Annotated in this window: 20 protein-coding genes; 14 read left to right on the forward strand and 6 right to left on the reverse strand. The window is 72.3% G+C overall.

From position 1 onward, the window contains the following. Window positions 1-155 precede the first annotated feature (155 nt). Genes trpS through ACTWQH_RS04395 form a run of 3 tightly spaced genes read left to right on the forward strand, consistent with a single transcriptional unit; the run spans window position 156 to window position 2,797 of the window. Entirely contained in the window at window positions 156-1,184 is a 1,029-nt protein-coding gene (gene trpS / locus ACTWQH_RS04385; RefSeq protein WP_443284969.1) for a tryptophan--tRNA ligase, read from the forward strand. A gap of 40 nt (window positions 1,185-1,224) precedes the next feature. Next, a complete protein-coding gene (locus ACTWQH_RS04390) occupies window positions 1,225-1,815 on the forward strand; it encodes a 2'-5' RNA ligase family protein (RefSeq protein ID WP_443284970.1) in 591 nt (196 codons plus the stop codon). A gap of 34 nt (window positions 1,816-1,849) precedes the next feature. After that, entirely contained in the window at window positions 1,850-2,797 is a 948-nt protein-coding gene (locus ACTWQH_RS04395; protein ID WP_443284971.1) for a YihY/virulence factor BrkB family protein, read from the forward strand. Here the strand turns inward: ACTWQH_RS04395 and ACTWQH_RS04400 are convergent. Next, window positions 2,685-3,965, reverse strand: a complete 1,281-nt coding sequence (locus ACTWQH_RS04400; protein ID WP_443284972.1) for a D-alanyl-D-alanine carboxypeptidase family protein — start codon at window positions 3,963-3,965, stop codon at window positions 2,685-2,687. The two genes, ACTWQH_RS04395 and ACTWQH_RS04400, sit on opposite strands and share 113 nt — an antisense overlap. Before the next feature lie 149 nt (window positions 3,966-4,114). Between ACTWQH_RS04400 and ACTWQH_RS04405 the strand changes: the two genes are divergently transcribed. From ACTWQH_RS04405 to ACTWQH_RS04415, 3 genes are all read left to right on the forward strand, one after another. Then, a complete protein-coding gene (locus ACTWQH_RS04405) occupies window positions 4,115-5,608 on the forward strand; it encodes a metallophosphoesterase (RefSeq protein WP_443284973.1) in 1,494 nt (497 codons plus the stop codon). A 177-nt stretch (window positions 5,609-5,785) separates the two neighbouring features. Continuing rightward, a complete protein-coding gene (locus ACTWQH_RS04410; protein ID WP_443284974.1) occupies window positions 5,786-6,142 on the forward strand; it encodes a carboxypeptidase-like regulatory domain-containing protein in 357 nt (118 codons plus the stop codon). 152 nt (window positions 6,143-6,294) lie between these two features. Then, window positions 6,295-7,941 carry an ABC transporter substrate-binding protein gene (locus tag ACTWQH_RS04415; protein WP_443284975.1) on the forward strand — a complete coding sequence of 549 codons (1,647 nt, stop codon included), beginning with the start codon at window positions 6,295-6,297 and terminating at the stop codon, window positions 7,939-7,941. 31 nt (window positions 7,942-7,972) lie between these two features. On the opposite strand, the gene ACTWQH_RS04420 is transcribed toward ACTWQH_RS04415, so the two are convergent. From ACTWQH_RS04420 to sdhC, 5 genes are read right to left on the reverse strand one after another with little or no spacing between them, the layout of a single operon-like run. Then, the gene (locus ACTWQH_RS04420; protein WP_443284976.1) at window positions 7,973-9,340 is read right to left on the reverse strand and encodes an FAD-binding oxidoreductase; all 1,368 of its coding nucleotides are present in this window, start codon (window positions 9,338-9,340) and stop codon (window positions 7,973-7,975) included. Window positions 9,341-9,400: 60 nt separating this feature from the next. Next, complete coding sequence (locus ACTWQH_RS04425) at window positions 9,401-10,144, reverse strand: succinate dehydrogenase iron-sulfur subunit (RefSeq protein ID WP_443284977.1); 744 nt, start codon at window positions 10,142-10,144, stop codon at window positions 9,401-9,403. After that, window positions 10,144-11,889 carry a succinate dehydrogenase flavoprotein subunit gene (gene sdhA, locus ACTWQH_RS04430; RefSeq protein ID WP_443284978.1) on the reverse strand — a complete coding sequence of 582 codons (1,746 nt, stop codon included), beginning with the start codon at window positions 11,887-11,889 and terminating at the stop codon, window positions 10,144-10,146. Before sdhA ends, ACTWQH_RS04425 begins: the two co-directional genes overlap by 1 nt. A 7-nt stretch (window positions 11,890-11,896) precedes the next feature. Next, window positions 11,897-12,349, reverse strand: a complete 453-nt coding sequence (locus ACTWQH_RS04435) for a succinate dehydrogenase hydrophobic membrane anchor subunit (RefSeq protein WP_443284979.1) — start codon at window positions 12,347-12,349, stop codon at window positions 11,897-11,899. Between the two features lie 7 nt (window positions 12,350-12,356). Continuing rightward, on the reverse strand, window positions 12,357-12,737 hold the full coding sequence (gene sdhC / locus ACTWQH_RS04440) for a succinate dehydrogenase, cytochrome b556 subunit (RefSeq protein WP_443284980.1): 381 nt from the start codon (window positions 12,735-12,737) through the stop codon (window positions 12,357-12,359). Window positions 12,738-13,187: 450 nt separating this feature from the next. Here sdhC and ACTWQH_RS04445 point away from each other — a divergent pair, with 450 nt between their 5' ends. From ACTWQH_RS04445 to ACTWQH_RS04480, 8 genes are all read left to right on the forward strand, one after another. After that, the gene (locus ACTWQH_RS04445; RefSeq protein ID WP_443284981.1) at window positions 13,188-13,829 is read left to right on the forward strand and encodes an RNA polymerase sigma factor; all 642 of its coding nucleotides are present in this window, start codon (window positions 13,188-13,190) and stop codon (window positions 13,827-13,829) included. Between the two features lie 250 nt (window positions 13,830-14,079). Next, window positions 14,080-15,675 (forward strand): acyl-CoA mutase large subunit family protein, encoded by a 1,596-nt coding sequence (locus tag ACTWQH_RS04450; protein ID WP_443284982.1) that lies wholly within the window; start codon window positions 14,080-14,082, stop codon window positions 15,673-15,675. Window positions 15,676-15,860: 185 nt separating this feature from the next. Further along, on the forward strand, window positions 15,861-17,249 hold the full coding sequence (locus ACTWQH_RS04455) for a DUF6716 putative glycosyltransferase (protein WP_443284983.1): 1,389 nt from the start codon (window positions 15,861-15,863) through the stop codon (window positions 17,247-17,249). A gap of 148 nt (window positions 17,250-17,397) precedes the next feature. Beyond that, complete coding sequence (locus tag ACTWQH_RS04460; RefSeq protein ID WP_443284984.1) at window positions 17,398-18,600, forward strand: cytidylyltransferase domain-containing protein; 1,203 nt, start codon at window positions 17,398-17,400, stop codon at window positions 18,598-18,600. Continuing rightward, on the forward strand, window positions 18,597-19,526 hold the full coding sequence (locus ACTWQH_RS04465; RefSeq protein WP_443284985.1) for an N-acetylneuraminate synthase family protein: 930 nt from the start codon (window positions 18,597-18,599) through the stop codon (window positions 19,524-19,526). The genes ACTWQH_RS04460 and ACTWQH_RS04465 overlap by 4 nt, the downstream gene beginning before the upstream one ends. Window positions 19,527-19,564: 38 nt before the next feature. Continuing rightward, complete coding sequence (locus ACTWQH_RS04470) at window positions 19,565-20,680, forward strand: hypothetical protein (RefSeq protein ID WP_443284986.1); 1,116 nt, start codon at window positions 19,565-19,567, stop codon at window positions 20,678-20,680. A 124-nt stretch (window positions 20,681-20,804) separates the two neighbouring features. Next, the gene (locus ACTWQH_RS04475) at window positions 20,805-22,013 is read left to right on the forward strand and encodes an amidohydrolase (protein WP_443284987.1); all 1,209 of its coding nucleotides are present in this window, start codon (window positions 20,805-20,807) and stop codon (window positions 22,011-22,013) included. A 178-nt stretch (window positions 22,014-22,191) separates the two neighbouring features. Next, a complete protein-coding gene (locus ACTWQH_RS04480) occupies window positions 22,192-23,226 on the forward strand; it encodes a BMP family lipoprotein (protein WP_443284988.1) in 1,035 nt (344 codons plus the stop codon). Window positions 23,227-23,306 lie beyond the last annotated feature (80 nt).

Consider the following 23,306-nt stretch of genomic DNA (forward strand, 5'->3'; position numbering starts at 1 on the left):
CACCGGAACCGCCGCCCGCGCGGCGACGTCTACCAGGGCGTCGACGGCCCGCTGCTTCCGGTCCGTCCCCGACGGGGGTGGGGACGGACCGGGACGTTCGCGGTCGCCGGAAACCGGGTGAGGAGCGCGCCTGGGAAGCTGAGAGAATGGGGCGCATGGCCACCCAGCGAACCGACCAGCGACCCCGTGTGCTCTCCGGCATCCAGCCCACCGCCGGCTCCTTCCACCTGGGAAACTATCTGGGCGCGGTCCGCCAGTGGGTGGCGTTGCAGGACACGCACGACGCGTACTACATGGTCGTCGACCTGCACGCGATCACCATCCCGCAGGATCCGGCGGAGCTGCGCCAGGCCACCCGCCTCGCCGCCGCGCAGCTCCTCGGCGCGGGCCTCGACCCGGAGCGCTGCACGCTCTTCGTGCAGAGCCACGTGCCCGAGCACACCCAGCTCGCCTGGGTCGTGAACTGCCTCACGGGCTTCGGCGAGGCGTCCCGGATGACGCAGTTCAAGGACAAGTCCGCACGGGAGGGCGCGGAGGGCACCACCGTCGGCCTCTTCACCTACCCCATGCTCCAGGCCGCCGACATCCTGATCTACCAGGCGAACCAGGTCCCGGTCGGGGAGGACCAGCGCCAGCACGTCGAGCTGACGCGGGACGTCGCGCAGCGCTTCAACGGGCGGTTCGGCGAGACGTTCACGATGCCCGAGGCGTACATCCTCAAGGAGGCCGCGAAGATCTACGACCTCCAGGAGCCGGGGATCAAGATGAGCAAGTCGGCGTCCACGGCCAAGGGCATCGTCTGGCTGATGGACGAGCCGAAGACCTCGGCGAAGAAGATCAAGAGCGCGGTCACCGACACCGACACGGTGATCCGGTACGACCCGGAGGCCAAGCCCGGCGTGAGCAACCTGCTCACCATCTACTCCGCGCTCACCGGGGAGAGCCTGGCGGCGCTGGAGGACAAGTTCGCCGGGCAGCTCTACGGCGCGCTCAAGACGGATCTCGCGGAGGTGTTCGCGGACTGGGTGACGCCGTTCCGCGCCCGCACGCTGGAGTACCTGGACGACCCGGCGGAGCTGGACGGGATCCTCGCGGCGGGCGCGGACAAGGCGCGCGAGGTCGCGGCCCGGACCGTGGAGGCGGTGTACGAGCGCGTCGGTTTCCTGCCCCGCGCGGGGGCGTAGCGGCGGGGTCCAACGCGGAGAACGAGGAGGTGGATGACCCGTGGGGACGGCCACGCTCGGCGTGTCGATCGCGGTCCCGGAGCCGCACGGCAGCCTGTTGCAGCGATGCCGCCTCGGCTTCGGTGACGCCGCCGCCGCCGTGATCCCCACGCACGTCACGCTGCTGCCGCCGACCGAGGTCGAGGCGGCGGCCCGCCCGGAGATAGAGGAGCACCTGTCGGGCATCGCCGCCGCCGGGCGGCCGTTCCCGATGCGGCTGTACGGCACGGACACCTTCCGGCCGCTGTCGCCGGTGGTCTTCGTGCAGGTGGTCGAGGGCCGCTCCGCCTGCCGCTGGCTCCAGGAGCGGGTCCGCGAGCCGGCCGGGCCACTCGCCCGCCCCCTGCAGTTCCCCTACCACCCGCACGTCACCATCGCGCAGGGCATCGCGGAGGAGGCGATGGACGCCGCCCAGGCGGCGCTCGCCGAGTACGAGGCGGCCTGGACCGCCCTCGGCTTCGCGCTCTACGAGCAGGGGCCGGACGGGGCGTGGCAGCTCCAGCGCGAGTTCCGCTTCGCGCCCGCCCCGGCGGCCCGGGAGCGGGAGCGCGAGCGGGAACGGGTGCGGGAACGGGCCTCCGAGGCCGCGTAACCATCAATTGCGGCAAAGCGGGCATAGTGCTCGCATGGAGTCGCTGACGAAGCGGGCCGCCCCGGCCGTCGGGCGGGCGAAGGCCACGCGCGCCTGGGCCATCTACCGGCACCTGGACGACCGCGCGTGGACGCGGCTGGCGGCCGCGATCACCTTCACCGCCTTCCTCGCGCTCTTCCCGATGCTGGCCCTTGGCGCCGCCGTCCTGACCGTGCTGCTGCCACGCGCCCGCCGCGAGGACATCGAGCGGTGGATCACCGACCAGGTGCCGGGCATCTCCGACCGCCTCGACCTCGACCCGCTCTTCGCGAACGCCGACACCATCGGCCTCATCGCGCTGCCCCTGCTGATCACCACCGGCACGAGCTGGATCCACACGATGCGCGGCTGCCTGCGCGCCGTGTGGGACATGCCGGAGCCGGAGGAGAACCCGCTGCTGCGCCGCGCCAAGGACCTCGGCATCCTCGCCGGGCTCGGCGCGGTGACGCTGCTCTCGCTCGGCGCCTCCGCCCTGGCCATGACCGCCGTCCACTGGGCCACCCGGTGGCTCGGCCTGGAGCGGGGCGGCGTCGGCAGCGTGCTGCTGAGCCTGGCGGCGTACGCGCTGGCGCTGGCCGTCACCGTCCTGCTGCTGGCGTACCTGCTGGTGTGGCTGCCGGGCGTGCGGCCGCCGCCCCGGGCGGTGGCGGCGGCCTGCGTGCTGGGCGCGATCGGCTTCGAGCTGCTGAAGGCGCTGCTCGGCGGCTACCTGGCCGGCGTCGCGGCCCGCAGCCTCTACGGCGCCTTCGGCGTGCCCATCGCGCTGCTGGTCTGGATCAACCTCGTGGCGAGGCTGCTCCTGCTGTGCTGCGCGTGGACCGCGACGTCCGTCACACCACGGGACCGTCCTCGTCGCGACGCCCTGGACGCGGCAGAGGAAGAGGATGGCGGCGGTGGAAGGCGTACGCCCCCGCCGCCAGCAGCACCAGGGCCGCGGCCGTGACCGCCACCACGGTGCCCGCGCCGCCGCCCGCCTCCTCGTCCGCGCCCGCCGCGCCGCTCAGCGCCGGATCCGTCTCCTCGCCGTCCCCCTGCGCCTCCCCCGCCTGTTCCTGTTCCTGCTGCTGGACCTCGCTCAGCGGCGGCACCAGCTCGCCGACCGGCTCGACCCGGCCCGCGGCCTCGAACCCCCAGTCGAGCAGGGCCGCCGCCTCCCGGTAGACCTCCAGGCCGTCGCCGCCCTCGCCCTTCGGGTCCAGGCAGGTGACCAGCAGCACGCGGTCGCCGCGCTCCGCGACGCCCGTGAAGGTGTAGCCGGCGTTGGAGGTGTAGCCGTTCTTGACGCCGGCGATGCCCGGGTAGGGGTCGAGGCCCACATCCCCGACCAGCAGCCGGTTGGTGTTCTGGATCTGGTACGTCTCGCGGTTCTCGCCCCGGCCCGCGCCGGGGAAGTCGTAGGTGGCCGTCGAGACGTAGTCGCGGAAGTCGGCGTTCCGCATCGCCGAGCGGGCGAAGAGGGTGAGGTCGTACGCGGAGGAGGTCTGGCCGCGGGCGTCGTAGCCGTCGGGGTTGACCACGTGGGTGTCGAGGGCCTGCAACTCCTCGGCGCGGGCGTTCATCTCCTCGACCGTCGTCTTCTTGCCGCCGTTCATGGCGGACAGGGCGTGCACGGCGTCGTTGCCGGAGACGAGGAGGACGCCGTGCCACAGGTCCTCGACCGTGTAGGTCTGGAAGTCGGATATGCCGACCGCGCTGCTGCCCGCGCCCATTCCGGTGAAGTGCTCCGGGCGGGCCCGGTACAGGTCGTCGCGGTCGAACTTCGGCAGCAGGGTGTCGGCGAACAGCATCTTGATGGTGCTGGCCGGTGCCAGCGGCCAGTGGGCGTTGCGGGCGGCCAGCACCTCGCCGCTCTCGGCGTCCGCCACGATCCACGCCTTGGAGGAGATGCCGTCCGGCGGCTTCGGCGCCCCGTCCTCCGGCCGGACCTGCGTCCCCGAGCGGCCCAGCAGCTCACCGCCGATCTCGGACATCTCCTCCGGCGGCCGGGGCCGGGCGCCGGAGCGCGCCCCGGCCGGGGGAGGGGCCAGCGCGAGCAGGACGACGGCCGCTATGGCGAGGGCGAGGGCGAGTGCGCGGGGAGTGGCCCGATGAGCCGACGAGCGAATCAGCACACGTTGAAACTACCGTCAGGACGAGGACGTTGGGTCAATGGGCGGAGCCAATCCGGTGAGCGGCGTCACTCGGCGTTCGTGGTCTACTTCATTGCCCGCCTCTGTGCCTGCGGCGTGCGCATCGCGTGCCCACATTCGAGAGGATCTTCATGGACCCGGCCATCGCCATCGCGGCGACCGTCGCCACCGCGCTCCTCAGCGCCGTGCACTGGTACCTGTGGAAGCGGCTGGTGCGCGACGTGTCGGCCCCGGACGGCTGGTACCGGCGGGTGGGCACGGCGGTGCTCGCCGTGCTTCCGGTGGTGACGGTGCTGGCGATGATGGGCGAGCGGCTCGGCGTGCCGTGGCCCGTGCTCCAGGTCCTGGGCTGGCCCGGGATGTACTGGCTGATCTCGCTGCTGTACCTCATCCCCTGCCTGCTCCTCGGCGAGGCCGTCCGCCCGCTGGCGCTGCGCCGGCTCCGCAACCGCTCGGCCCGCGCGGCCCGCGCCGGAGGCGCGGCGGGAGGGGAAGCGGAGGCGGCCGAGTCGTCCGGCCCCGAGTCCCTCACCGCCGGCGCGTCGAACGGAACGGGGCGCGACGACGCGGGCGACCACCCCGCCCCGCGCACCGCACGCGCGGGCGCCGCGACCCAGGTGGACGCGGCGCGCGCGACGGCCACCCTGCCGGTCGCGGCCACGGCGCATGACGAGACACCGCCGGCAGCCCCGGAGCCCCGGAACAACGGCGGGCCCGCGAGCCCGCCGGAGGCGCCGGACGGCGCCGACGAGCCCGACGCGGCCGGCCCGCTGCAGGCGGATCGCGCCGACCCCGCCGAGATCAGCCGCAGGCGGTTCGTCGCGCGCGGCATCGTCGCGGGGGCCGGGGTCGTCACCACGGGCGTCGTGGGGTACGGCACGTACGCCGCGCGGCAGCTGAGGACGAAGCACGTCACGGTGCGGCTGGCCAACCTGCCCCGGGCGGCCGAGGGGTACCGGATCGCCGTCGCCAGTGACATCCATCTCGGGCCGATAGCCGGGCGCTCCCACTGCCAGCGGGTCGTGGACGCGCTGAACGCCACCCAGCCCGACGTGATCACCGTCGTCGGCGACCTCGTCGACGGCGACGTCGCCGACCTGCGGTCCGCCGCCGCCCCGCTCGCCGAGCTGCGGGCGAGGGAGGGGTCGTTCTTCGTCACGGGCAACCACGAGTACTTCACCGACACCGAGGACTGGGTCGCGCACGTCCGCGAACTCGGCCTCGTGCCGCTGGAGAACGAACGCCGTGAGCTGTCGTTCTTCGACCTCGCCGGGGTGAACGACCTGGAGGGCGAGGGCACCGACCACGGCGGCCCGGACTTCGATGCGGCGCTGGGGGACCGCGACCCGCAGCGCACCTGCGTGCTGATGGCCCACCAGCCCGCCCAGATCTACGACGCCGTGGACTACGGCGTCGACCTCCAGCTCTCCGGGCACACCCACGGCGGCCAGGTGTGGCCCGTGAACTACATCGCGGCCCTCTCCAACCCCACCGTGGCCGGCCTGGACCGGTACGACGACACGCAGCTCTATGTCACCCGCGGCGCGGGCGCCTACGGAGCGCCGGTCCGCGTCGGCGCCGATCCGGACATCACGGTCATCACGCTGGCCTCGGCCGAGGCGTAGGGCGTCACGGCGTCAGGACATCAGGACGTCAAGGCCTCAGGCCGCCCCGGTCCGCTGGTCCGATTGTGCGGTTTCCGTCTCAAATACTTCGTCCAGGTCAACTCTTCGGGCCACTCTGGAGTCCTAGATAACGGTCAGGGAACAAACTGATCGAGCAGCGGCAGAGGAGCGTGGGGCATGACGGACTCCCTCTCGCATGACAGGGGCGGGGATGCGGCGGAGGCACAGACGGCACAGGCGGCGGCGGAGGAGGGGACGGATGCCCTGACCATCCGTGGGATGGTGCGTGACTCGCTCGGGGTGGCGCTGCCCCGCGCGCTCGTCACGCTCACCGCGACCGAGGGCGGGCGGCGCCTGGCGAAGACGCGCAGCGCCGCGGACGGGGCGTTCAGCGTCATCGCGCCGCGCCTCGGCGACTACCTGCTGTCGGCGTTCTCCCCGCAGCTCGGCACCCAGAGCGTGACCGTCCGGCTGACCGGGCGGCCCGTGGAGGTGGAGTTCCGCATGGACGTACCGGGCTCCGTGACCACCTGACATGCGACATCGCCGGTCACCTGACATCCCTGCGATGGCCCGCGCAACTCCCCTTAACACGCCCGATCTCCGCGGCCTGGTGCGGTGGAAACCGCTCTGTGGTTGGCTGAGCCCCTGACGGCGGGACGTCCCATGGAGGGGGCAACGGAGCGGTGCGCGCTATCCGGGTCAAGGCGATAACCGGCATCGGGCTGGCCGTGGCGCTGGTCGTCGGCGCCATCGGGGGCTGGATGATGTTCGGCTCCGGCGACGGCGATGAGGAGCCGATCGTGGTCGGCACCACCACGACGCCGACCACGGCCGACCCCGCCGGCACGTACGATGCCGGCGGCTGGGCGCTGGTCAACAACCTCTTCCAGTCCCTGCTGACCTTCCCCCCGGGCGAGCAGGTGCCGGTCCCCGACGCGGCCGAGCGCTGCGACTTCGACGACGACCGGCTCACCGTCTACCGCTGCACGCTCCGCTCCGGCCTCACCTTCAACAACGGCGACCCGGTCACGCCGGAGGACGTCCAGTTCTCCTACGACCGCATCCTCGCCATGGCCCAGCGGGCCGAGGCGGAGGCGGCGGACGACAGCCTCCCGGAGGAGGAGAAGTTCAGCTACGCCGGGCCCGCCCCGCTGCTGTCGGGCCTGGAGGAGGTGAGGGTCGACGGCCAGGACATCGTCTTCGAGCTGGCCCGCCCGAACGCCACCTTCCCGTTCGTCGTCGCCAGCGCCGCCGGCGCCATAGTGGACCGCGACAGCTACGAGAGGACCGAGCCGCGCACGGACGGGCGGGTCGTCGGCTCGGGCCCGTTCGTGATGACCTCCTTCGACCCCGAGGGCATCACCGAGCTGGAGCCCAACCCCGACTACGAGGGCGCGGCCCCGGCGCCCGAACAGCCCGTCACGATCCGGTACTTCTCGGACGCGGGCGACGGCACGGCCAACGAGGCGCTGGCCCGCGCCTGGGAGGCGGGCGAGATCGACGTCAACGCCGGCAGCATGGGCCCGGACGCCATGGCGGAGGTCCTGGCCGGGAAGACCCACGGCGACCAGACCTACGAGTCCACCGGCGCCGACATCCGCGTGATGGCGTTCAACACCGACGAGGGCAGGGGCATGTCCAACCCGGTCGCCCGCCGCGTCGCCGCCTCGCTGCTCGACCGCGAGCAGATCACGCACCACGTGTTCCACGACACCGTCGAGGCGCTCTACTCCCTCGTCCCGGCGGGCTTCCCCGGCCACGGCACGCCGTACTTCGACGCCTACGCCGGCAACGCCGAGGCCGGGCCCGACGCGCTGCGCCAGGAGCTGCTGGACGCGGGCCTCCCGGTGCCGGTGCCCTTCGAGCTGGCGTTCGCGCGCGGCGCCGCCAGCGGGGAGGAGGCCCGGCTGATCGAGGAGCAGCTGGAGGCCGACGGGCTGTTCGAGGTCGAGCTCAGGGACTACGAATGGTCCGAGCTGCTGCGGGTCACCTACAGCAGCCGCGACTTCGACGCCTACATCATCGGCTGGGTCCCCGACTTCCCCGACCCCGCCACCTTCACCGACCTCCTCGGCCCCGCCGACGGGCTGGCCACCGGCTTCGGCGACCCGGAGATCGACGACCTCCTCGGCCAGTCCCAGGCCGAGCCCGACCGGGGCCTGGCCTCGGAGTTCTTCAAGACGATCAACGAGCTGGCCGCCGCCGAGGCCCCGATCATCCCGCTGTGGCAGTCGAAGACCATCACCATCGCCGACCTGACGATCGGCGGCGTCGAACGCCTCTCGGACGGCAGCGGCATGTGGCGCCTGTGGGAGCTGTACCGCATCTGAGGATCTGAGGCGACGCGCCCGGCGGGACGCTCTAGAACACCTTCCCCGGGTTGAGGATACCGAGCGGGTCGAAGAGCCGCTTGATGCCGCGCTGCAACTCCAGGCCGTCCGGGCCGAGTTCGCGCGCCAGCCACTCCCGCTTCAGCACGCCCACGCCGTGCTCGCCGGTGATCGTGCCGCCCAGCTCCAGGCCCAGGGCCATGATCTCGTCGAACGACCCCCGCGCCCGGCGCGCCTCGTCCGGGTCGGTGGCGTCGAAGCACACGGTGGGGTGCGTGTTGCCGTCGCCGGCGTGGGCCACGACGCCGATGGTCAGGTCGTGGCGTTCCGCGATCGCGGCGACGCCGTCCAGCAGCTCGGCGAGCCGGGCGCGCGGCACGCACACGTCGTCGATCATCGTGGTGCCGCGCACCGCCTCCAGCGCGCTCAGGCTGGCCCGCCGGCCCGCCAGCAGCATCTCCGACTCGGCCTCGTCGTCGGCCGGGACGACCTCGGTCGCGCCCGCGGCGCGGCACAGCTCGCCGACGGCGGCGAGGTCGGCGGCCGGATCCGGCGTGTCGAACCCGGCCAGCAGCAGCGCCTGCGTGGACTCGGGCAGGCCCATCCGGGTGAGCCGGTTGACGGCGGCGACGGTGGTGGCGTCCATCAGCTCCAGCAGGGAGGGCGCGTGGCCCTCGGCCATGATCCTGGCCACGGCCTGCCCGGCGGCGGTGGCCGAGCCGAACTCGGCGGCCAGCACGAGCTGGCGCGGCGGCGCGGGCCTGAGCGCCAGCACGGCGCACACGACGACGCCGAGGGTGCCCTCGGAGCCGACGAAGAGGCGGGTGAGGTCGTAGCCGGCGACGCCCTTGGCGGTGCGGCGGCCGGTGGTCAGCAGCCGCCCGTCGGCCAGCACCACCTCCAGGCCGAGCACGTACTCGGCGGTGACGCCGTACTTCACGCAGCACAGGCCGCCGGAGCCGGTGCCGATGTTGCCGCCGATCGTGCACTGCTCCCAGCTTGAGGGGTCCGGCGGGTACGCCAGGCCCTGCGCGGCCACCGCCTTCGACAGGTCGGCGTTGATCACGCCGGGCTCGACCACGGCGATGCGGTTGACCGGGTCGATGTCGAGGATCCGGTCCATCCGGACGAGGGAGAGCACGACGCACCCGTCGCTGGCGTTCGCCGCGCCCGACAGGCCCGTGCGCGCGCCCTGCGGCACGACCGGCACCCGCAGCTCGGTCGCGACGCGCATCACGTGCCGGACCTGCTCGACGTCGCGCGGCAGCACGACGGCGGCCGGGGCCCCGGCGGGGCAGAAGCTCGCCATGTCGTGCGCGTAGGAGGCGGTGACGTCGGGTTCGGTGAGGACCGCCTCCGGCGGCAGTCCGTCCAGCAGGCGGGAGAGGAGTCGGCTCATTCCCCCAGCGTGACAGCGGCTCGCCCCCCGGGGAAGCGTCCGCGCCCCGGCCGGGCCGGGTCAGAACCGGCGCGTGATCAGCGCGCGCTTGACCTCCTGGATGGCCTTCGTCACCTCGATGCCGCGCGGGCAGGCGTCCGTGCAGTTGAACACCGTGCGGCAACGCCAGGCCCCCTCGCGGTCGTTGAGGATCTCAAGACGCTCCTCGGCGCCCTCGTCGCGCGAGTCGAAGATGAAGCGGTGGGCGTTCACGATCGCCGCCGGGCCGAAGTACTGGCCGTCGTTCCAGAAGACCGGGCAGGCGGAGGTGCAGGCGGCGCACAGGATGCACTTGGTCGTGTCGTCGAAGCGCGCCCGGTCGGCCGGGGACTGGCGGCGTTCCCGTGTGGGCTCGTTGCCCGTCGTGACCAGGAACGGCCGCATGTCGCGGTACGCCTGGAAGAACGGCTCCATGTCCACCACCAGGTCCTTGCACACCGTCATGCCCTTGATCGGCTCGATCGTCACCGGCCGGGTGCCCCGCCCGTCGGCGACCTCCGCGATGTCCTTGATGAGGGTCTTGCACGCCAGCCGGTTGCGGCCGTTGATCCGCATCGCGTCCGAGCCGCAGATGCCGTGGGCGCAGGAGCGGCGGAAGGTGAGGGTGCCGTCCAGCTCCCACTTGATCGTGTGGAGGGCGTCGAGCACCCGCTCCCTGGGGTCGATGTCGATCTCGAAGTCCTGCCAGTGGGCCTCCGCCGCCGCCTCGGGGTTGAAGCGGCGGACGCGGAAGGTCACCTTCACCAGGTGCGCGGACGGTGCCATCAGTACGTACGCTCCATCGGCTGGTAGCGGGTCCGCACGACCGGCTTGTACTCCAGCCGGATCGACTCGTTGCCCCCGGCGTCCACCTCGCGGTACGCCATGGTGTGACGCATGAAGTTGACGTCGTCGCGGTGGGGGTGGTCCTCGCGGTAGTGACCGCCGCGCGACTCGTTGCGGGCCAGCGCGGAGGTGACCAGCACCTCGGCCAGCTCCAGCAGGTTGCCCAGCTCCAGCGCCTCCAGCAGGTCGGTGTTGAAACGCCGGCCCTTGTCCTGGATCGAGACGTCCCGGTAGCGGCGGCGCAGCGCGGCGATGTCCTCCAGCGCCTCCTTCAGGGTCTGCTCGGTGCGGAAGACCATGGCGTTCCTGTCCATCGTCTCCTGCAGCGCGCGGCGGATGTCGCTCACCCGCTCCCCGCCCTCCGAGGTGCGCATCCGCTCCACGAGCCCGGCGACGAATGCCTCGGGCTCGGGCGGCGGCTCGGTGAAGCCCGCGCCCGCGGCGTGGTCGGCGGCGGCGACGCCGGCCCGCCGCCCGAAGACGTTGATGTCCAGGAGGGAGTTGGTGCCCAGCCGGTTGGCGCCGTGGACGGAGACGCACGCCACCTCGCCCGCGGCGTACAGGCCGGGGACGATCTCGCTGTCGCGGGCCAGCACCTCGCCGTGGACCGTGGTCGGGATGCCGCCCATGGCGTAGTGCGCGGTCGGCTGGATCGGGATGGGATCGGTGTAGGGCTCGATCCCGAGGTAGGTGCGGGCGAACTCGGTGATGTCGGGCAGCTTCGCGTCGAGCTGCTCCGGCGGCAGGTGGGTGAGGTCGAGCACGACGTGGTCGCCGTCGGGGCCGCAGCCGCGCCCGGCGCGGATCTCGGTGTAGATGGAGCGCGAGACCACGTCCCGGGAGGCGAGGTCCTTCATCACCGGCGCGTACCGCTCCATGAAGCGCTCGCCGTCCTTGTTGCGCAGGATGCCGCCCTCGCCGCGGGCGCCCTCGGTCAGCAGGATGCCCATCTTCCAGATGCCGGTCGGGTGGAACTGGAAGAACTCCATGTCCTCCAGCGGCAGCCCGCGCCGGAAGCAGGCGGCCTGGCCGTCGCCGGTGAGGGTGTGGGCGTTGGAGGTGACCTTGTAGAGCTTGCCGTTGCCGCCGGAGGCGAAGACCACGGCCTTGGCCTGGAAGACGTGCAGCTCGCCGGTGGCCAGCTCGTACGCCACGACGCCGGCCGTGCGGCCCTCGTTCAGCAGCAGGTCCAGCACGTAGAACTCGTTGAAGAACTCCACGCCCTCCTTGACGCAGTTCTGGTACAGCGTCTGGAGGATCATGTGCCCGGTGCGGTCGGCGGCGTAGCAGGAGCGGCGTACGGGGGCCTCGCCGTGGTTGCGGCTGTGGCCGCCGAAGCGGCGCTGGTCGATGCGGCCGTCCGGGGTGCGGTTGAAGGGCAGGCCCATCTTCTCCAGGTCCAGGACGGAGTCGATGGCCTCCCTGGCGAGGATCTCGGCGGCGTCCTGGTCGACGAGGTAGTCGCCGCCCTTGATGGTGTCGAAGGTGTGCCACTCCCAGTTGTCCTCCTCGACGTTGGCGAGGGCGGCGGCCATGCCGCCCTGGGCGGCGCCGGTGTGGGAGCGGGTCGGGTAGAGCTTGGTGAGCACGGCGGTGCGGGAGCGCCTGGTCGCCTCGATGGCGGCGCGCATCCCGGCGCCGCCGGCGCCGACGATGACGGTGTCGTAGCGGTGGTGGCGGGTCACGGAGGCCTCAGCGGACGTTCGGGTCGAAGGTGAAGATCACCAGCGTGCCCAGCAGCACGGTGAAGACCGTGGCCGTGTACAGGAACATCTTCAGCCACATGCGGGTGGCGTCCCGCTCGGCGTAGTCGTTGACGATCGTCCGCAGGCCGTTGCCGCCGTGGAGCATCGCCAGCCACAGCATGATCAGGTCCCAGGCCTGCCAGAACGGGGAGGCCCAGCGGCCGGCGACGAAGGCGAAGCTGACCTTGCTGACGCCGCCCTCCAGCACGAGCTGGATCAGCAGGTGGACGACGACGAGGACGACCAGCAGCACGCCGGACAGCCGCATGAACAGCCAGCCGTACAGCTCGAAGTTGGTGCGCGTGACCCTGGGCGTGCGGGCGGTGCGGGCGCGGGGCGGCTCGATGAGCGGGGCGGGGTGGTCGGGGCTGTAGGTGCCGGCCGGGGTCTCGGTGGACATGGATCCGTCAGCTCCCGAACATCTCGCGGAAGGCGTGGCCGAGCACGGGGTAGGCGGCGCCGGCCATCAGCACGGCCCACAGCGCCACGGCGCCCCACAGCATCTGCCGCTGGTAGCGGGGGCCCTTCTCCCAGAGGTCGACGGCGATGACGCGCAGCCCGTTGAGCGCGTGGAAGAGTACGGCCGCGACGAGGCCGTACTCCATGAAGGCGACGACGGGCGTCTTGTAGACCGCGATGGTGTCGTCGTACGCCTCGGGGGAGACGCGCACGAGCGCCGTGTCGAGCACGTGGACGAACAGGAAGAAGAAGACGAGGACACCGGTGACGCGGTGGGCCACCCATGACCACATGCCTTCCCGGCCGCGGTAGAGCGTTCCTGCGGGCACGGAGGAGTCCTTCGGGGAGTTGCGAATCCCGACGGCGGGGCGGAGGGGGACACCGGCCGGGCCGGCCGGCGTCGGCTCACCGGCCGCGGCCATCGTAGCTGCGCGAACACGCGGCGCACCCGCTGAACCACGCGGCGTATCGGCCGGACGGCGGACGTCGCCCGCTCGCCGCTGTCACAGTCGTGCGGCCGGCACACAGCGAGCAGCCAGGGCCGCCACCCCCCACAGGAGAGACCCCGGCTGCCGCCGTGCGCGAGCCCGACGGGGCTCGGGCCCGCACTCCCTACAGCGTCACGCGCGGCGAATTCGTTACCGAGCGGATACGTCCGGATGCGCCATGGACGTGAGGCGGACGACCCACGTAGCGTTCTCGCTCGTAAGACAGACAGTCACCAACAAACGAGAGCAACTGCCAGACGCGGCCCACGAGCCGCAAGGGGGGAGCCGGGAGTGCAGGGGGCAGACAGTGACCTCACCGCCGCGGTTCAGGCGGCCCAGGATGGCGACGAGTACGCCTTTACGCGGGTCTTCCGCGCGCTGCATCCACGCCTGCTGGGCTACGTCCGCACCATGGTCGCCGAGCGGGACGTCGAGGACGTCACCGCCGAGGCGTGGCTGCATATATCGCGCGACATATCCCGCTTCAGCGGGGACGCCGACCGCTTTCGCGGCTGGACCACGCGCATCGCCCGCAACCGGGCCCTGGACCACCTCAGGGCCATGGGCAGGCGGCCCCAGGAGGCCCACGTGGAGGACGCGACGCTGGCCGAGCTGCCGGGCGGCGCCGACACCGCCGAGGAGGCCATCGACGCGCTGGCCACCTCGCAGACGTTCAGCCTCGTCCGCAGTCTGCCGCAGGAGCAGGCCGGGGCGGTGGTGCTGCGTACCGTCCTCGGCCTGGACGCCCGGCGGGCGGCGCGGCTGCTCGGCTGCCGCCCGGGAGCGGTGCGCACCGCCAACCACCGGGGGCTGCGGCGGCTGGCGAAGCTGGTCGCGGACCGCTGCCCCGACCTGGAAGAGTGCCTGGTCCCGGAGCGGGTACCCGACCCGGTGCCGGAAGGTGTAACAGAAAACCATCGTTCGGCGCTGTAATAAGCGGGCCGACTGGTCATCGGCCTGAGGGCGCCCGAGGTCCCCCCCGTACCTCAGGGACGCCCGGAGGCGCGGGCGGGGCGGCTTTTCCCCCTAGCCCCGCCCGCGCTCTTCTCCGTCACCGCTCCGTCACCGACCTGTGAGGCACCTCTCAGCCATTCCCACTCCCACGGCGCGGATCACCGTCGCTACAGTCCGTGTCGGAGAGCGTGGAGAATGGTGCGACGGCAGAGAGGGCGGAGGCACCCACATGGCGGGCGAAGGCAGTCGCGAGTCCGAGTCGGGGCGGCCGATCGAGGCGGTCTACGGGCCGGAGTCCCTCAAGGACTGGGAGCCGGGCGAGCGGCTGGGCCGCCCGGGTGAATTCCCCTACACCCGCGGCGTCTACCCGACGATGTACCGGGGCCGCCCCTGGACCATGCGCCAGTACGCCGGCTTCGGCACCGCCACCGAGTCCAACGCCCGCTACAAGCAGCTCATCGCCCACGGCACCATGGGCCTGTCCGTCGCCTTCGACCTGCCCACCCAGATGGGGCACGACTCCGACGCCCCCATCGCCCACGGCGAGGTCGGCAAGGTCGGCGTCGCCATCGACTCGCTGGACGACATGCGGGTCCTCTTCGACGGCATCCCGCTGGAGAGCGTCTCCACCTCGATGACGATCAACGCCCCGGCCGCGCTGCTGCTCCTGCTCTACCAGCTCGTCGCCGAGGAGCAGGGCGCCGACCCCCGCAAGCTCACCGGCACCATCCAGAACGACGTGCTCAAGGAGTACATCGCCCGCGGCACCTACATCTTCCCGCCCGCGCCCTCCCTGCGCCTCGTCGCCGACGTCTTCCGCTACTGCCAGGCCGAGCTGCCGAAGTGGAACACCATCTCCATCTCCGGCTACCACATGGCCGAGGCCGGCGCCACCCCGGCGCAGGAGATCGCGTTCACCCTCGCCGACGGCATCGCGTACGTCCGCACCGCGCTCGCCGCCGGCATGGACGTGGACGACTTCGCGCCCCGCCTGTCCTTCTTCCTGGTGGCCCGCACCACCCTCCTGGAGGAGGTCGCCAAGTTCCGCGCCGCCCGGCGCATCTGGGCCCGGGTGATGCGCGAGGAGTTCGGCGCCAAGGACCCGCGGTCGACGATGCTGCGCTTCCACACCCAGACCGCCGGGGTGCAGCTCACCGCACAGCAGCCGGAGGTGAACCTGGTGCGGGTCGCGGTCCAGGCCCTCGGCGCGGTGCTGGGCGGCACCCAGTCGCTGCACACCAACGCCTACGACGAGGCCATCGCGCTGCCCACCGACGCCTCGGCGCGGCTCGCGCTGCGCACCCAGCAGGTGCTGGCGTACGAGACCGACGTCACCGCCACGGTCGATCCCTTCGCCGGGTCCTACGCCGTGGAGGCCATGACCGACGACATCGAGGCCGCCATCCTCGACCTGATGCGGCAGGTGGAGGAGCGCGGCGGCGCCGTCGCCGCCATCGAGCAGGGGTTCCAGAAGGCCGAGATCGAACGCAGCGCCTACCGGGTGGCCCGGCAGACCGAGGAGGGGGAGCGGGTGGTCGTCGGCGTCAACCGTTTCCGGTCCGACGCCGGGGAGCCCTACGAGCCGCTGCGGGTCGACCCGGCCATCGAGCAGCGGCAGGCCGAGCGGCTGGCGCGGCTGCGGGCCGAGCGGGACGCCGGCGAGGTGGAGGCCGCGCTGGCCCAGCTGCGCCGGGCCGCCGCCGGCGAGGACGAGAACCTGCTCTACCCGATGAAGCGGGCGCTGGCCGCCCGCGCCACGGTCGGTGAGGTCTGCGGCGCGCTGCGCGAGGCGTGGGGAACATATGTTCCCGCCGACGCTTTCTGACCACACCCGAACCACACCGGCTCTGTCCGCGTGAAAAGTAGACCGCTCCCGGGATACATCTTGATGAATTCTTGTTAATGCCGGGCGGAACATATGCGTGCGACGGGTGAGTTGGCTTCCCGGAGAGATGCTGTTAACTGTTCGTTGTGACTGAGTTGGCCCGTCGGCCGGAGGATTAGCCCCCTATGCCTAGCGTTTCTCCCGCGCCCGACCCATCCCGCACCCGCCTGCGCGTGGCCGTGCTCGCGGACTCCGACACCCGGTGGAAGTGGGGCGCCCTCACCGCCCGCCGGCTGGCTCCCGAGTCCGCGCTGCACGGCTACCTGCTGCGGGGCCGCGCCACGCCCACCGCGCGGCAGCTCGAAGAGACCGGGGTCGAGGCGGACGAGCTGGGCGAGATCGACGCCCACGAATTCCTGGCGGAGCTCGGCGAGCGCGCGCACAGCGACAGCGCCCGCGAGCCGTTCGACGTGCTGGTGCTGGCCTGCGTGGGCGGCACCGTGCAGGCGATGATGCACGGCCTGGCCCGTGCCTGGCACAGCGCCGACCGCCGCCCCGTCGTCGTCACCGGCTACGTCGGCGTCGTCTACGAGAAGCTGGCGGACGGCCTGCTGCTGCGGCACGGCGCCGACGTCGTGCTGGCCAACAGCCCGTACGACGCCGAGCGCTTCCGCGCCGTCTACGAGGGCGTGGGCGCCGACCCGTCGGCCGTCACCGAGTGCGCCCTGCCCTTCCTCGGCGGAACGCCCCACGACCCGGGCGCCGCCGCCCGCGGCGAACGCCCCTTCCGCGTGGTCTTCGCCGTGCAGCCCTCCGTGCCCGACGCCCGCAAGGACCGCGCCTACCTGCTGGACCGCGCGATGGGCCACGCCCGCCGCCACCCCGACCGCGAGGTCGTGCTGAAGCTGCGCAGCAAGCCGGGCGAGCACACCACCCACATCGAGGAGCTGCCCTACCAGCGCCTGGCCGAGCGAGCCAAGGACAAGCAGCCGCCCAACTTCCGCCTCGCCTACGGCAACATGGGCGAGGTGCTGGACGGCACCGACCTGCTGGTCACCGTCAGCTCCACCGCCGCCCTGGAGTCGCTCCAGCGCGGCATCCCCACCGCCATCCTCACCGACCTCGGCATCCGAGAGCCCCTGGGAAACCACTACTACCTCGGATCCGGCTGCCTCGCATCCTGGGACGAGCTGGACGACGGACACCTGCCCAAGCCGGACGCCGCCTGGCTCGCCGACCAGGGCATCGCCGCCCAGCAGCCCGACCCGGCGCACGCCTTCGCCGCCGCCCGGGGCCGCCTGGCCGGGCTGATCGAGACCGCCCGCAACGCCGGGCTGCCGCCGCTCACGCCGTATTACACGGTCCGCACCGCGCCCGGGTACCTGCCCCGGATCATGGCCCGGCACGGCCTGGACCCCAAGGGCGAGCCCCTGGCCGCCGTCGCGCCGCCCAGCGGCCCCGCCGCCGGGCTCCGGCGCGCCTCCCGCCGCCTGCTGCGCAACACCGCGCGCGGGGCGTACCGCGCGGGTGTTCAGCGTGTGGCGCCTCTCATAAGGCGTTGGGGGCAACTTTGAGCTTTAGTTGTGTGTCACACACCAGGACCGGGGAAGCACCGGCGGGCGCGACCACGGGACTGTGGGGGAGACTGTGCCGTGAGATAACCGGTGGGAGCCGTGGGACGCTCCTGTCCGACCACAGCGAGACGAGAACGAAGGCAACCTCATGAGCACAGTGCTGGCAGTCATTCCCGCGCGCGGCGGTTCGAAGGGGGTGCCCGGGAAAAACCTCGCCCCGGTCGGCGACGCCCCGCTCGTGACCCGCGCCGTACGGGAGTGCCGGGCCGCGAAGTTGCTCTCGGCCGTCGCGGTCTCCACCGACGCCCCGGACATCGCCGCCGCGGCCCGCGCCGCCGGCGCCGAGGTGATCGAACGCCCCGCGCAGATCGCCAGCGACACCGCCTCCAGCGAGACCGCCGTCCTCCACGCCATGGACGTCTACGAGGAGCGGCACGGGACCCCGATCGACGTCGTCCTGCTGGTGCAGTGCACCAGCCCCTTCCTGACGAGCGAGGACGTCGACGGCGTGGTCAGCGCTGTCCTCGACGGCGCCGACACCGCGCTGACCGTGGCGCCGTTCCACGCCTTCGTCTGGCGCGACGAGGAGAAGGACGGCGGGTACGGCGTCAACCACGACAAGTCCCGCCGCCTGCTGCGCCAGCAGCGGCCCCAGGACCTGCTGGAGACCGGCGCCGTCTACGGGATGAACGCCGCGGGCTTCCGCGAGCTGCGGCACCGGTTCTTCGGCCGCACCGAGCTGGTGCGCACCGACCCGGCGCGCGTGCTGGAGATCGACGACCCGCACGACCTCGCCCGCGCCCGCGCGCTGGCGCCGCTGCTGGACGGCGGCCGGCTGAACATCCCGGCCGAGCCGTTCCCCGGCCATCTCCCGACCCGCGACGACGTTGACGCGGTCGTGCTCGACTTCGACGGCACCCAGACGGACGACAGGGTGTACGTCGACTCCGAAGGACGGGAGACCGTCGTCGTGCACCGCGGCGACGGCCTCGGGATCGCCGCCCTGCGCCGCGCCGGGCTGCCGATGCTGATCCTGTCCTCGGAGGAGAACCCGGTCGTCGCCGCCCGGGCGCGCAAGCTGCGCATCCCCGTGCTCCACGGCGTCGAACGGAAGGACCTCGCACTGAAGCAGTGGTGCGAGGAGCAAGGAATCGCGCCAGAGCGCGTGCTCTACGCGGGCAACGACGTCAACGACCTGCCGTGCTTCGGCCTGGTCGGCTGGCCGGTCGCGGTCGCGAGCGCCCATGACGTCGTGCGCGGCGCCGCCCGCGCGGTCACCTCCTCAGCGGGAGGGGCCGGCGCGATCCGCGAGATCGCCTCGTGGATCCTCGGAAAGGAACTCACAGCATGACCCCTGGCAACCGCCTCCGTAAGCTCGGCGACCGCGTCGTGGGCCCCGGCCGCCCCGTGTACATCACGGGCGAGATCGGCATCAACCACAACGGTGACCTGGAGAACGCCTTCGCCCTGATCGACGCGGCCGTCGAAGCGGGCTGCGACGCGGTGAAGTTCCAGAAGCGCACGCCGGAGATCTGCACCCCCCGCGACCAGTGGGACATCGAGCGGGACACCCCGTGGGGCCGGATGACGTACATCGACTACCGGCACCGCGTGGAGTTCGGCGAGGACGACTACCGGGCGATCGACGACTACTGCCGCTCCAAGGGCATCCACTGGTTCGCCTCGCCGTGGGACACCGAGGCCGTGGACTTCCTGGAGCGCTTCGACGTGCCCGCCCACAAGGTGGCCTCCGCCTCCCTCACCGACGACGAGCTGCTGCGCAAGCTCCGCTCCACCGGACGCACCATCATCCTCTCCACCGGCATGTCGACGCCGAAGCAGATCCGGCACGCCGTGGAGGTGCTCGGCAGCGAGAACATCCTGCTCTGCCACGCCACCAGCACCTACCCGGCCAAGGCCGAGGAGCTGAACCTGCGGGTCATCCACACCCTCCAGGCCGAGTACCCCAACGTCCCGATCGGGTACTCCGGCCACGAGACCGGCCTGCAGACCACGCTCGCCGCCGTCGCCCTCGGCGCTGTCTTCGTCGAGCGGCACATCACCCTCGACCGCGCCATGTGGGGCTCCGACCAGGCCGCCTCCGTGGAGCCGCAGGGCCTGACGCGCCTGGTGCGGGACATCCGCACCATCGAGGAGTCCCTCGGCGACGGCGTGAAGAAGGTGTACGACAGCGAGATCGGGCCGATGAAGAAGCTGCGCCGCGTCAAGGGCGTCGTCGCGGAGGAAGGCGAGCGCGAGCCCGCCACGGCGGTCTGAGCTCACCCACCGTCAAGCGAGCGTACGAACGGAGCCGCATGAGTTCCCAAGGTGCCGAGACACTGGCGTTCGCCGAAAGCCCGGTCCAGCTGCTGAACATCCTGGAGTGGGCCCACACGTCCGGTCCTGGCGCCTTCACCGTGGTCATCCTGCCGCCGCACGGCTCCGCCAGCCGGGGCCAGCTGCGGCGCATGGCCCGGATCGCTCGCGACTCCGGTTGCCGCGTGCTGTGGCGCGAGGCCCGGGGCGGTGCCGTGACGCCGTCCCGGGCCCTCGCCGCGCTCGCCGCCCCGCTGCGGCGGGCGCGGCGTCTCGTGATCGGCGACCCGTTCTCCCGCTACCTTCAGCTCCTGCTGTCCATGGCCCGCCGCTGCGACATCGTGGTCGTGGACGACGGCACCGCCACCATGGAGTTCACCGCCCAGCTCGCACGCGGCGAACGCCTCGTGCGCTGGCACCGCGCCGCGCCGCGCGGCGCCCGCGCCGCCCTCTTCGCGCCCGTGGCCCGGCGCGCCGTGGCCCGGCTCACCCCCACCAAGGGCCGCAGCGTCGAGGTCTTCACCGCCATGCCGGTGCAGCCGATGCCGGGCATCAGCGTCACCGCCAACACCTTCGCCTGGACCCGCTCCCAGTTCGGCCCGCCCGCCCTCACCGGCGGCGCCGACATGGTCGGCACCTCCCTCGTCGAGACCGGCGTGCTCGACGAGGACCACTACCTCGCCGCCGTCACCGAACTGGCCCGCGCCCACGGCGTCACGCGGTACCTCGCGCACCGCAAGGAGGGCCCCGAGAAGCTGCGGCGGCTCATCCACCGGGCGGGGCTGGAGATCGTACGCCCCGACCTGCCCCTCGAACTCGTCGCACGGCGCGGTCCGATCGGCACCAAGATCCTCAGCTTCCCCTCCACCGTGGTGCACACCCTGCCGCGCATCCTCGCCGACACCACCGTCACGGTCGCCGTCGTCGACATATCGGAGGCCTGGTACACGGACCACGTCACCGAGCGCGCGAGCGGCTTCCTCAGCAACGTCACCAACTCGGCGCTCGGCGCCCACGGGCTGACGACCCTGTCGGCGACGGCCCCGTCGGGTCCGACGACTTCGTCACGTCCCGGCAGTGACATGCAGCACACCGCCGCGCCTCCGGCGCCGTAAAAACACCGAAAAAAGCTAGTCATACCCAGTCGCGGACGCACTCATGCGCTCACGAGCGTGTCCCGCCAGATGAAGTTTCCATGACGGGACGCCAACTGGCTCGGAAGAGCGTTAACCTCGTCACGTGAGTGAACTGCCGCATCCCGAGCACCTGTCGGAAGCACTGGAGGCGGAGCTCGTCGCGTTCCGCCGCGATGTGCACGCGCACCCGGAGCTCGGCCACCAGGAGGTCCGCACCACCGCCGTCATCAAGGAACGCCTGGAGCGCGCCGGCCTGGCCCCGCGCGTGCTCGACGGCGGCACCGGCCTGGTCTGCGACATACTCCCCGCCGGCGCCGAGCACGACGGCACCCCCTCGCTCACGCCATTCCTCGCGCTGCGCGCCGACATCGACGCGCTGCCCATCCCCGACACCAAGGCCGTGCCCTACCGCTCCACGGTCCCCGGCCGCGCCCACGCCTGCGGCCACGACGTGCACACCACCGTCGTGCTCGGCGCCGGCATCGTCCTCGCCGGCCTCGCCCGCGACGGCCGGCTGCCCCGCCCCGTGCGGCTGATCTTCCAGCCGGCCGAGGAGGTGCTGCCCGGCGGCTCCCTCGTCGCCATCGACTCCGGCGTGCTCAAGGACGTCGCCCGCATCCTCGCGCTCCACTGCGACCCCAGGGTCGAGGCCGGCAGGATCGGCGTCCGCACCGGCGCCATCACCTCCGCCGCCGACCTGATAGAGATCAGCCTCTCCGGCCCAGGCGGCCACACCGCCCGCCCGCACCTGACGACCGACCTGGTCACCGCCGCCGCCCGCATCGCCACCGACGTGCCCGCGCTGCTGGCCCGCCGCGTGGACACCCGCAGCGGCCTGGCCGTCACCTGGGGGCGCATCAGCGCCGGGCACGCGCCCAACGTCATCCCGCAGGAGGCGTCGCTGGCCGGCACCATGCGCTGCCTGGACCTCGACACCTGGCACGCCGCGCCCGACCTGGTCCACGCCGCCGTGGACGAGGTGGCCGCCCTCTACCGCGCCAAGGTCGAGCTGAAGTACGTGCGCGGCGTCCCGCCCGTCGTCAACGAAGCGGACGCCACGGCGTTGCTCACCCGCGCGATGACCGAGCGTTTCGGGGAGGACGCCGTCGAGCCGACCGAGCAGAGCCTGGGCGGCGAGGACTTCTCCTGGTACCTGCAGCACGTCCCCGGCGCGATGGCCCGCCTCGGCGTGCGGGCACCCGGCGACGCGTCGGCGGCGCCGCGCGACCTCCACCAGGGCGACTTCGACGTCGACGAGCGCGCGATCAGGGTCGGCGTGGAGCTGCTGACCGAGGCGGCGCTGCGTGGCTGAGCGGCTGGTGGGCGGGGGAGCCCCGTGGGTCCGCGCCCCATGTTGCGTACGCATTGCGTTCACACCGATCTGATAACGGGCCCGGAACCCGTCTTTACCGCAGATCTACGCGCGTTACGATCCTGCGGAACAGCGCCCGCCGTGAGAAGCGCTTTCGAGAGTGAAGGGAAAAGTCCTCTTGCGCCGCATAACCAAGTTTGCGGCCACGGCCGCCGTCACGGCGGTCCTGGCACTGACCGCCAGCGCCTGTGGCGAGAGCTCCACCGAAGACGCCTCCGACGAGGGTAACGCGGGCGTCGGCATCGCCTTCGACGTCGGCGGTCGCGACGACCACTCCTTCAACGAGTCCGCCGCCCGGGGCGCCGACCGCGCGTCGGACGAGCTGGGCGTCGAGGTCGAGTTCGCCACCGCCGGCAACGGCGAGACCAACGCCGACCGCGTCCAGCGCCTCGAGGGCCTCGCCCGCGACGGCTACAACCCGGTCATAGCCATCGGCTACCTCTACGCCGAGGCCGTCGCCGAGGTCGCCGCCGACTTCCCCGACACCACCTTCGGCATCGTCGACGGCGCCCCCGAGGGCGACAACATCTACGGCATGGTCTTCGCCGAGCACGAGGGCTCCTACCTCGCCGGCGTCGCCGCCGCCCTGACCAGCGAGTCCGGGCAGGTCGGCTTCATCGGCGGCGTGAACAACGCCCTGATCCAGAAGTTCGAGGCGGGCTTCGTCCAGGGCGTCACCGACACCGACCCGAACGTCGAGGTGGAGGTGGACTACCTCTACGAGAACGACGACCGCGGCTTCAACGACGTCGCCAGGGCCCGCGACAAGGCCAACGGCATGCTCGGCCGCGGCGTCGACGTGATCTACACCGCCGCCGGCCAGTCCGGCGCCGGCTCCATCGAGTCGGTCGCCGCCGCCGAGGGCGCCTGGGCGATCGGCGTGGACTCCGACCAGTACCAGCAGCCGGGCCTGGCGGAGTACAAGGACTCCATCCTCACCTCCGTGGTCAAGGGCGTGGACAACGCCGTGTTCGACCTGATCGAGCAGGTGGAGAACGGCGAGACCCCCTCCGGCGTCCACGAGTACAACCTCGCCGAGGGCGGCGTTTCCCTGGCCGACTCCGGCGGCTTCATCGACGACATCTCGACGGAGATCGACGCCGCCGAGGAAGCCATCAAGAACGGCGACGTCACGGTCAGCCAGACGCCGTAGCGGCGCGGTCCGGCCCTACCCCCGCCCTTCCCCGTCCCGGCTTCGGGAAGGGGCGGGGTGGGGGATAGCGTCTGGCCCAG

The organism is Streptomyces sp. 6N223, assembly GCF_052246635.1.
GTDB lineage: Bacteria > Actinomycetota > Actinomycetes > Streptomycetales > Streptomycetaceae > Streptomyces.

What these genes read in the sequence shown, in the direction of transcription:
- trpS (WP_443284969.1), top strand. Translation starts at nt 156, where the DNA reads ATGGCCACCCAGCGAACCGACCAGCGACCCCGTGTGCTCTCCGGCATC.
- ACTWQH_RS04395 (WP_443284971.1), top strand. Translation starts at nt 1,850, where the DNA reads ATGGAGTCGCTGACGAAGCGGGCCGCCCCGGCCGTCGGGCGGGCGAAG.
- ACTWQH_RS04405 (WP_443284973.1), top strand. Translation starts at nt 4,115, where the DNA reads ATGGACCCGGCCATCGCCATCGCGGCGACCGTCGCCACCGCGCTCCTC.
- ACTWQH_RS04410 (WP_443284974.1), top strand. Translation starts at nt 5,786, where the DNA reads ATGACGGACTCCCTCTCGCATGACAGGGGCGGGGATGCGGCGGAGGCA.
- ACTWQH_RS04420 (WP_443284976.1), bottom strand. Translation starts at nt 9,340, where the DNA reads ATGAGCCGACTCCTCTCCCGCCTGCTGGACGGACTGCCGCCGGAGGCG.
- ACTWQH_RS04425 (WP_443284977.1), bottom strand. Translation starts at nt 10,144, where the DNA reads ATGGCACCGTCCGCGCACCTGGTGAAGGTGACCTTCCGCGTCCGCCGC.
- ACTWQH_RS04435 (WP_443284979.1), bottom strand. Translation starts at nt 12,349, where the DNA reads ATGTCCACCGAGACCCCGGCCGGCACCTACAGCCCCGACCACCCCGCC.
- ACTWQH_RS04450 (WP_443284982.1), top strand. Translation starts at nt 14,080, where the DNA reads ATGGCGGGCGAAGGCAGTCGCGAGTCCGAGTCGGGGCGGCCGATCGAG.
- ACTWQH_RS04455 (WP_443284983.1), top strand. Translation starts at nt 15,861, where the DNA reads ATGCCTAGCGTTTCTCCCGCGCCCGACCCATCCCGCACCCGCCTGCGC.
- ACTWQH_RS04460 (WP_443284984.1), top strand. Translation starts at nt 17,398, where the DNA reads ATGAGCACAGTGCTGGCAGTCATTCCCGCGCGCGGCGGTTCGAAGGGG.
- ACTWQH_RS04465 (WP_443284985.1), top strand. Translation starts at nt 18,597, where the DNA reads ATGACCCCTGGCAACCGCCTCCGTAAGCTCGGCGACCGCGTCGTGGGC.
- ACTWQH_RS04470 (WP_443284986.1), top strand. Translation starts at nt 19,565, where the DNA reads ATGAGTTCCCAAGGTGCCGAGACACTGGCGTTCGCCGAAAGCCCGGTC.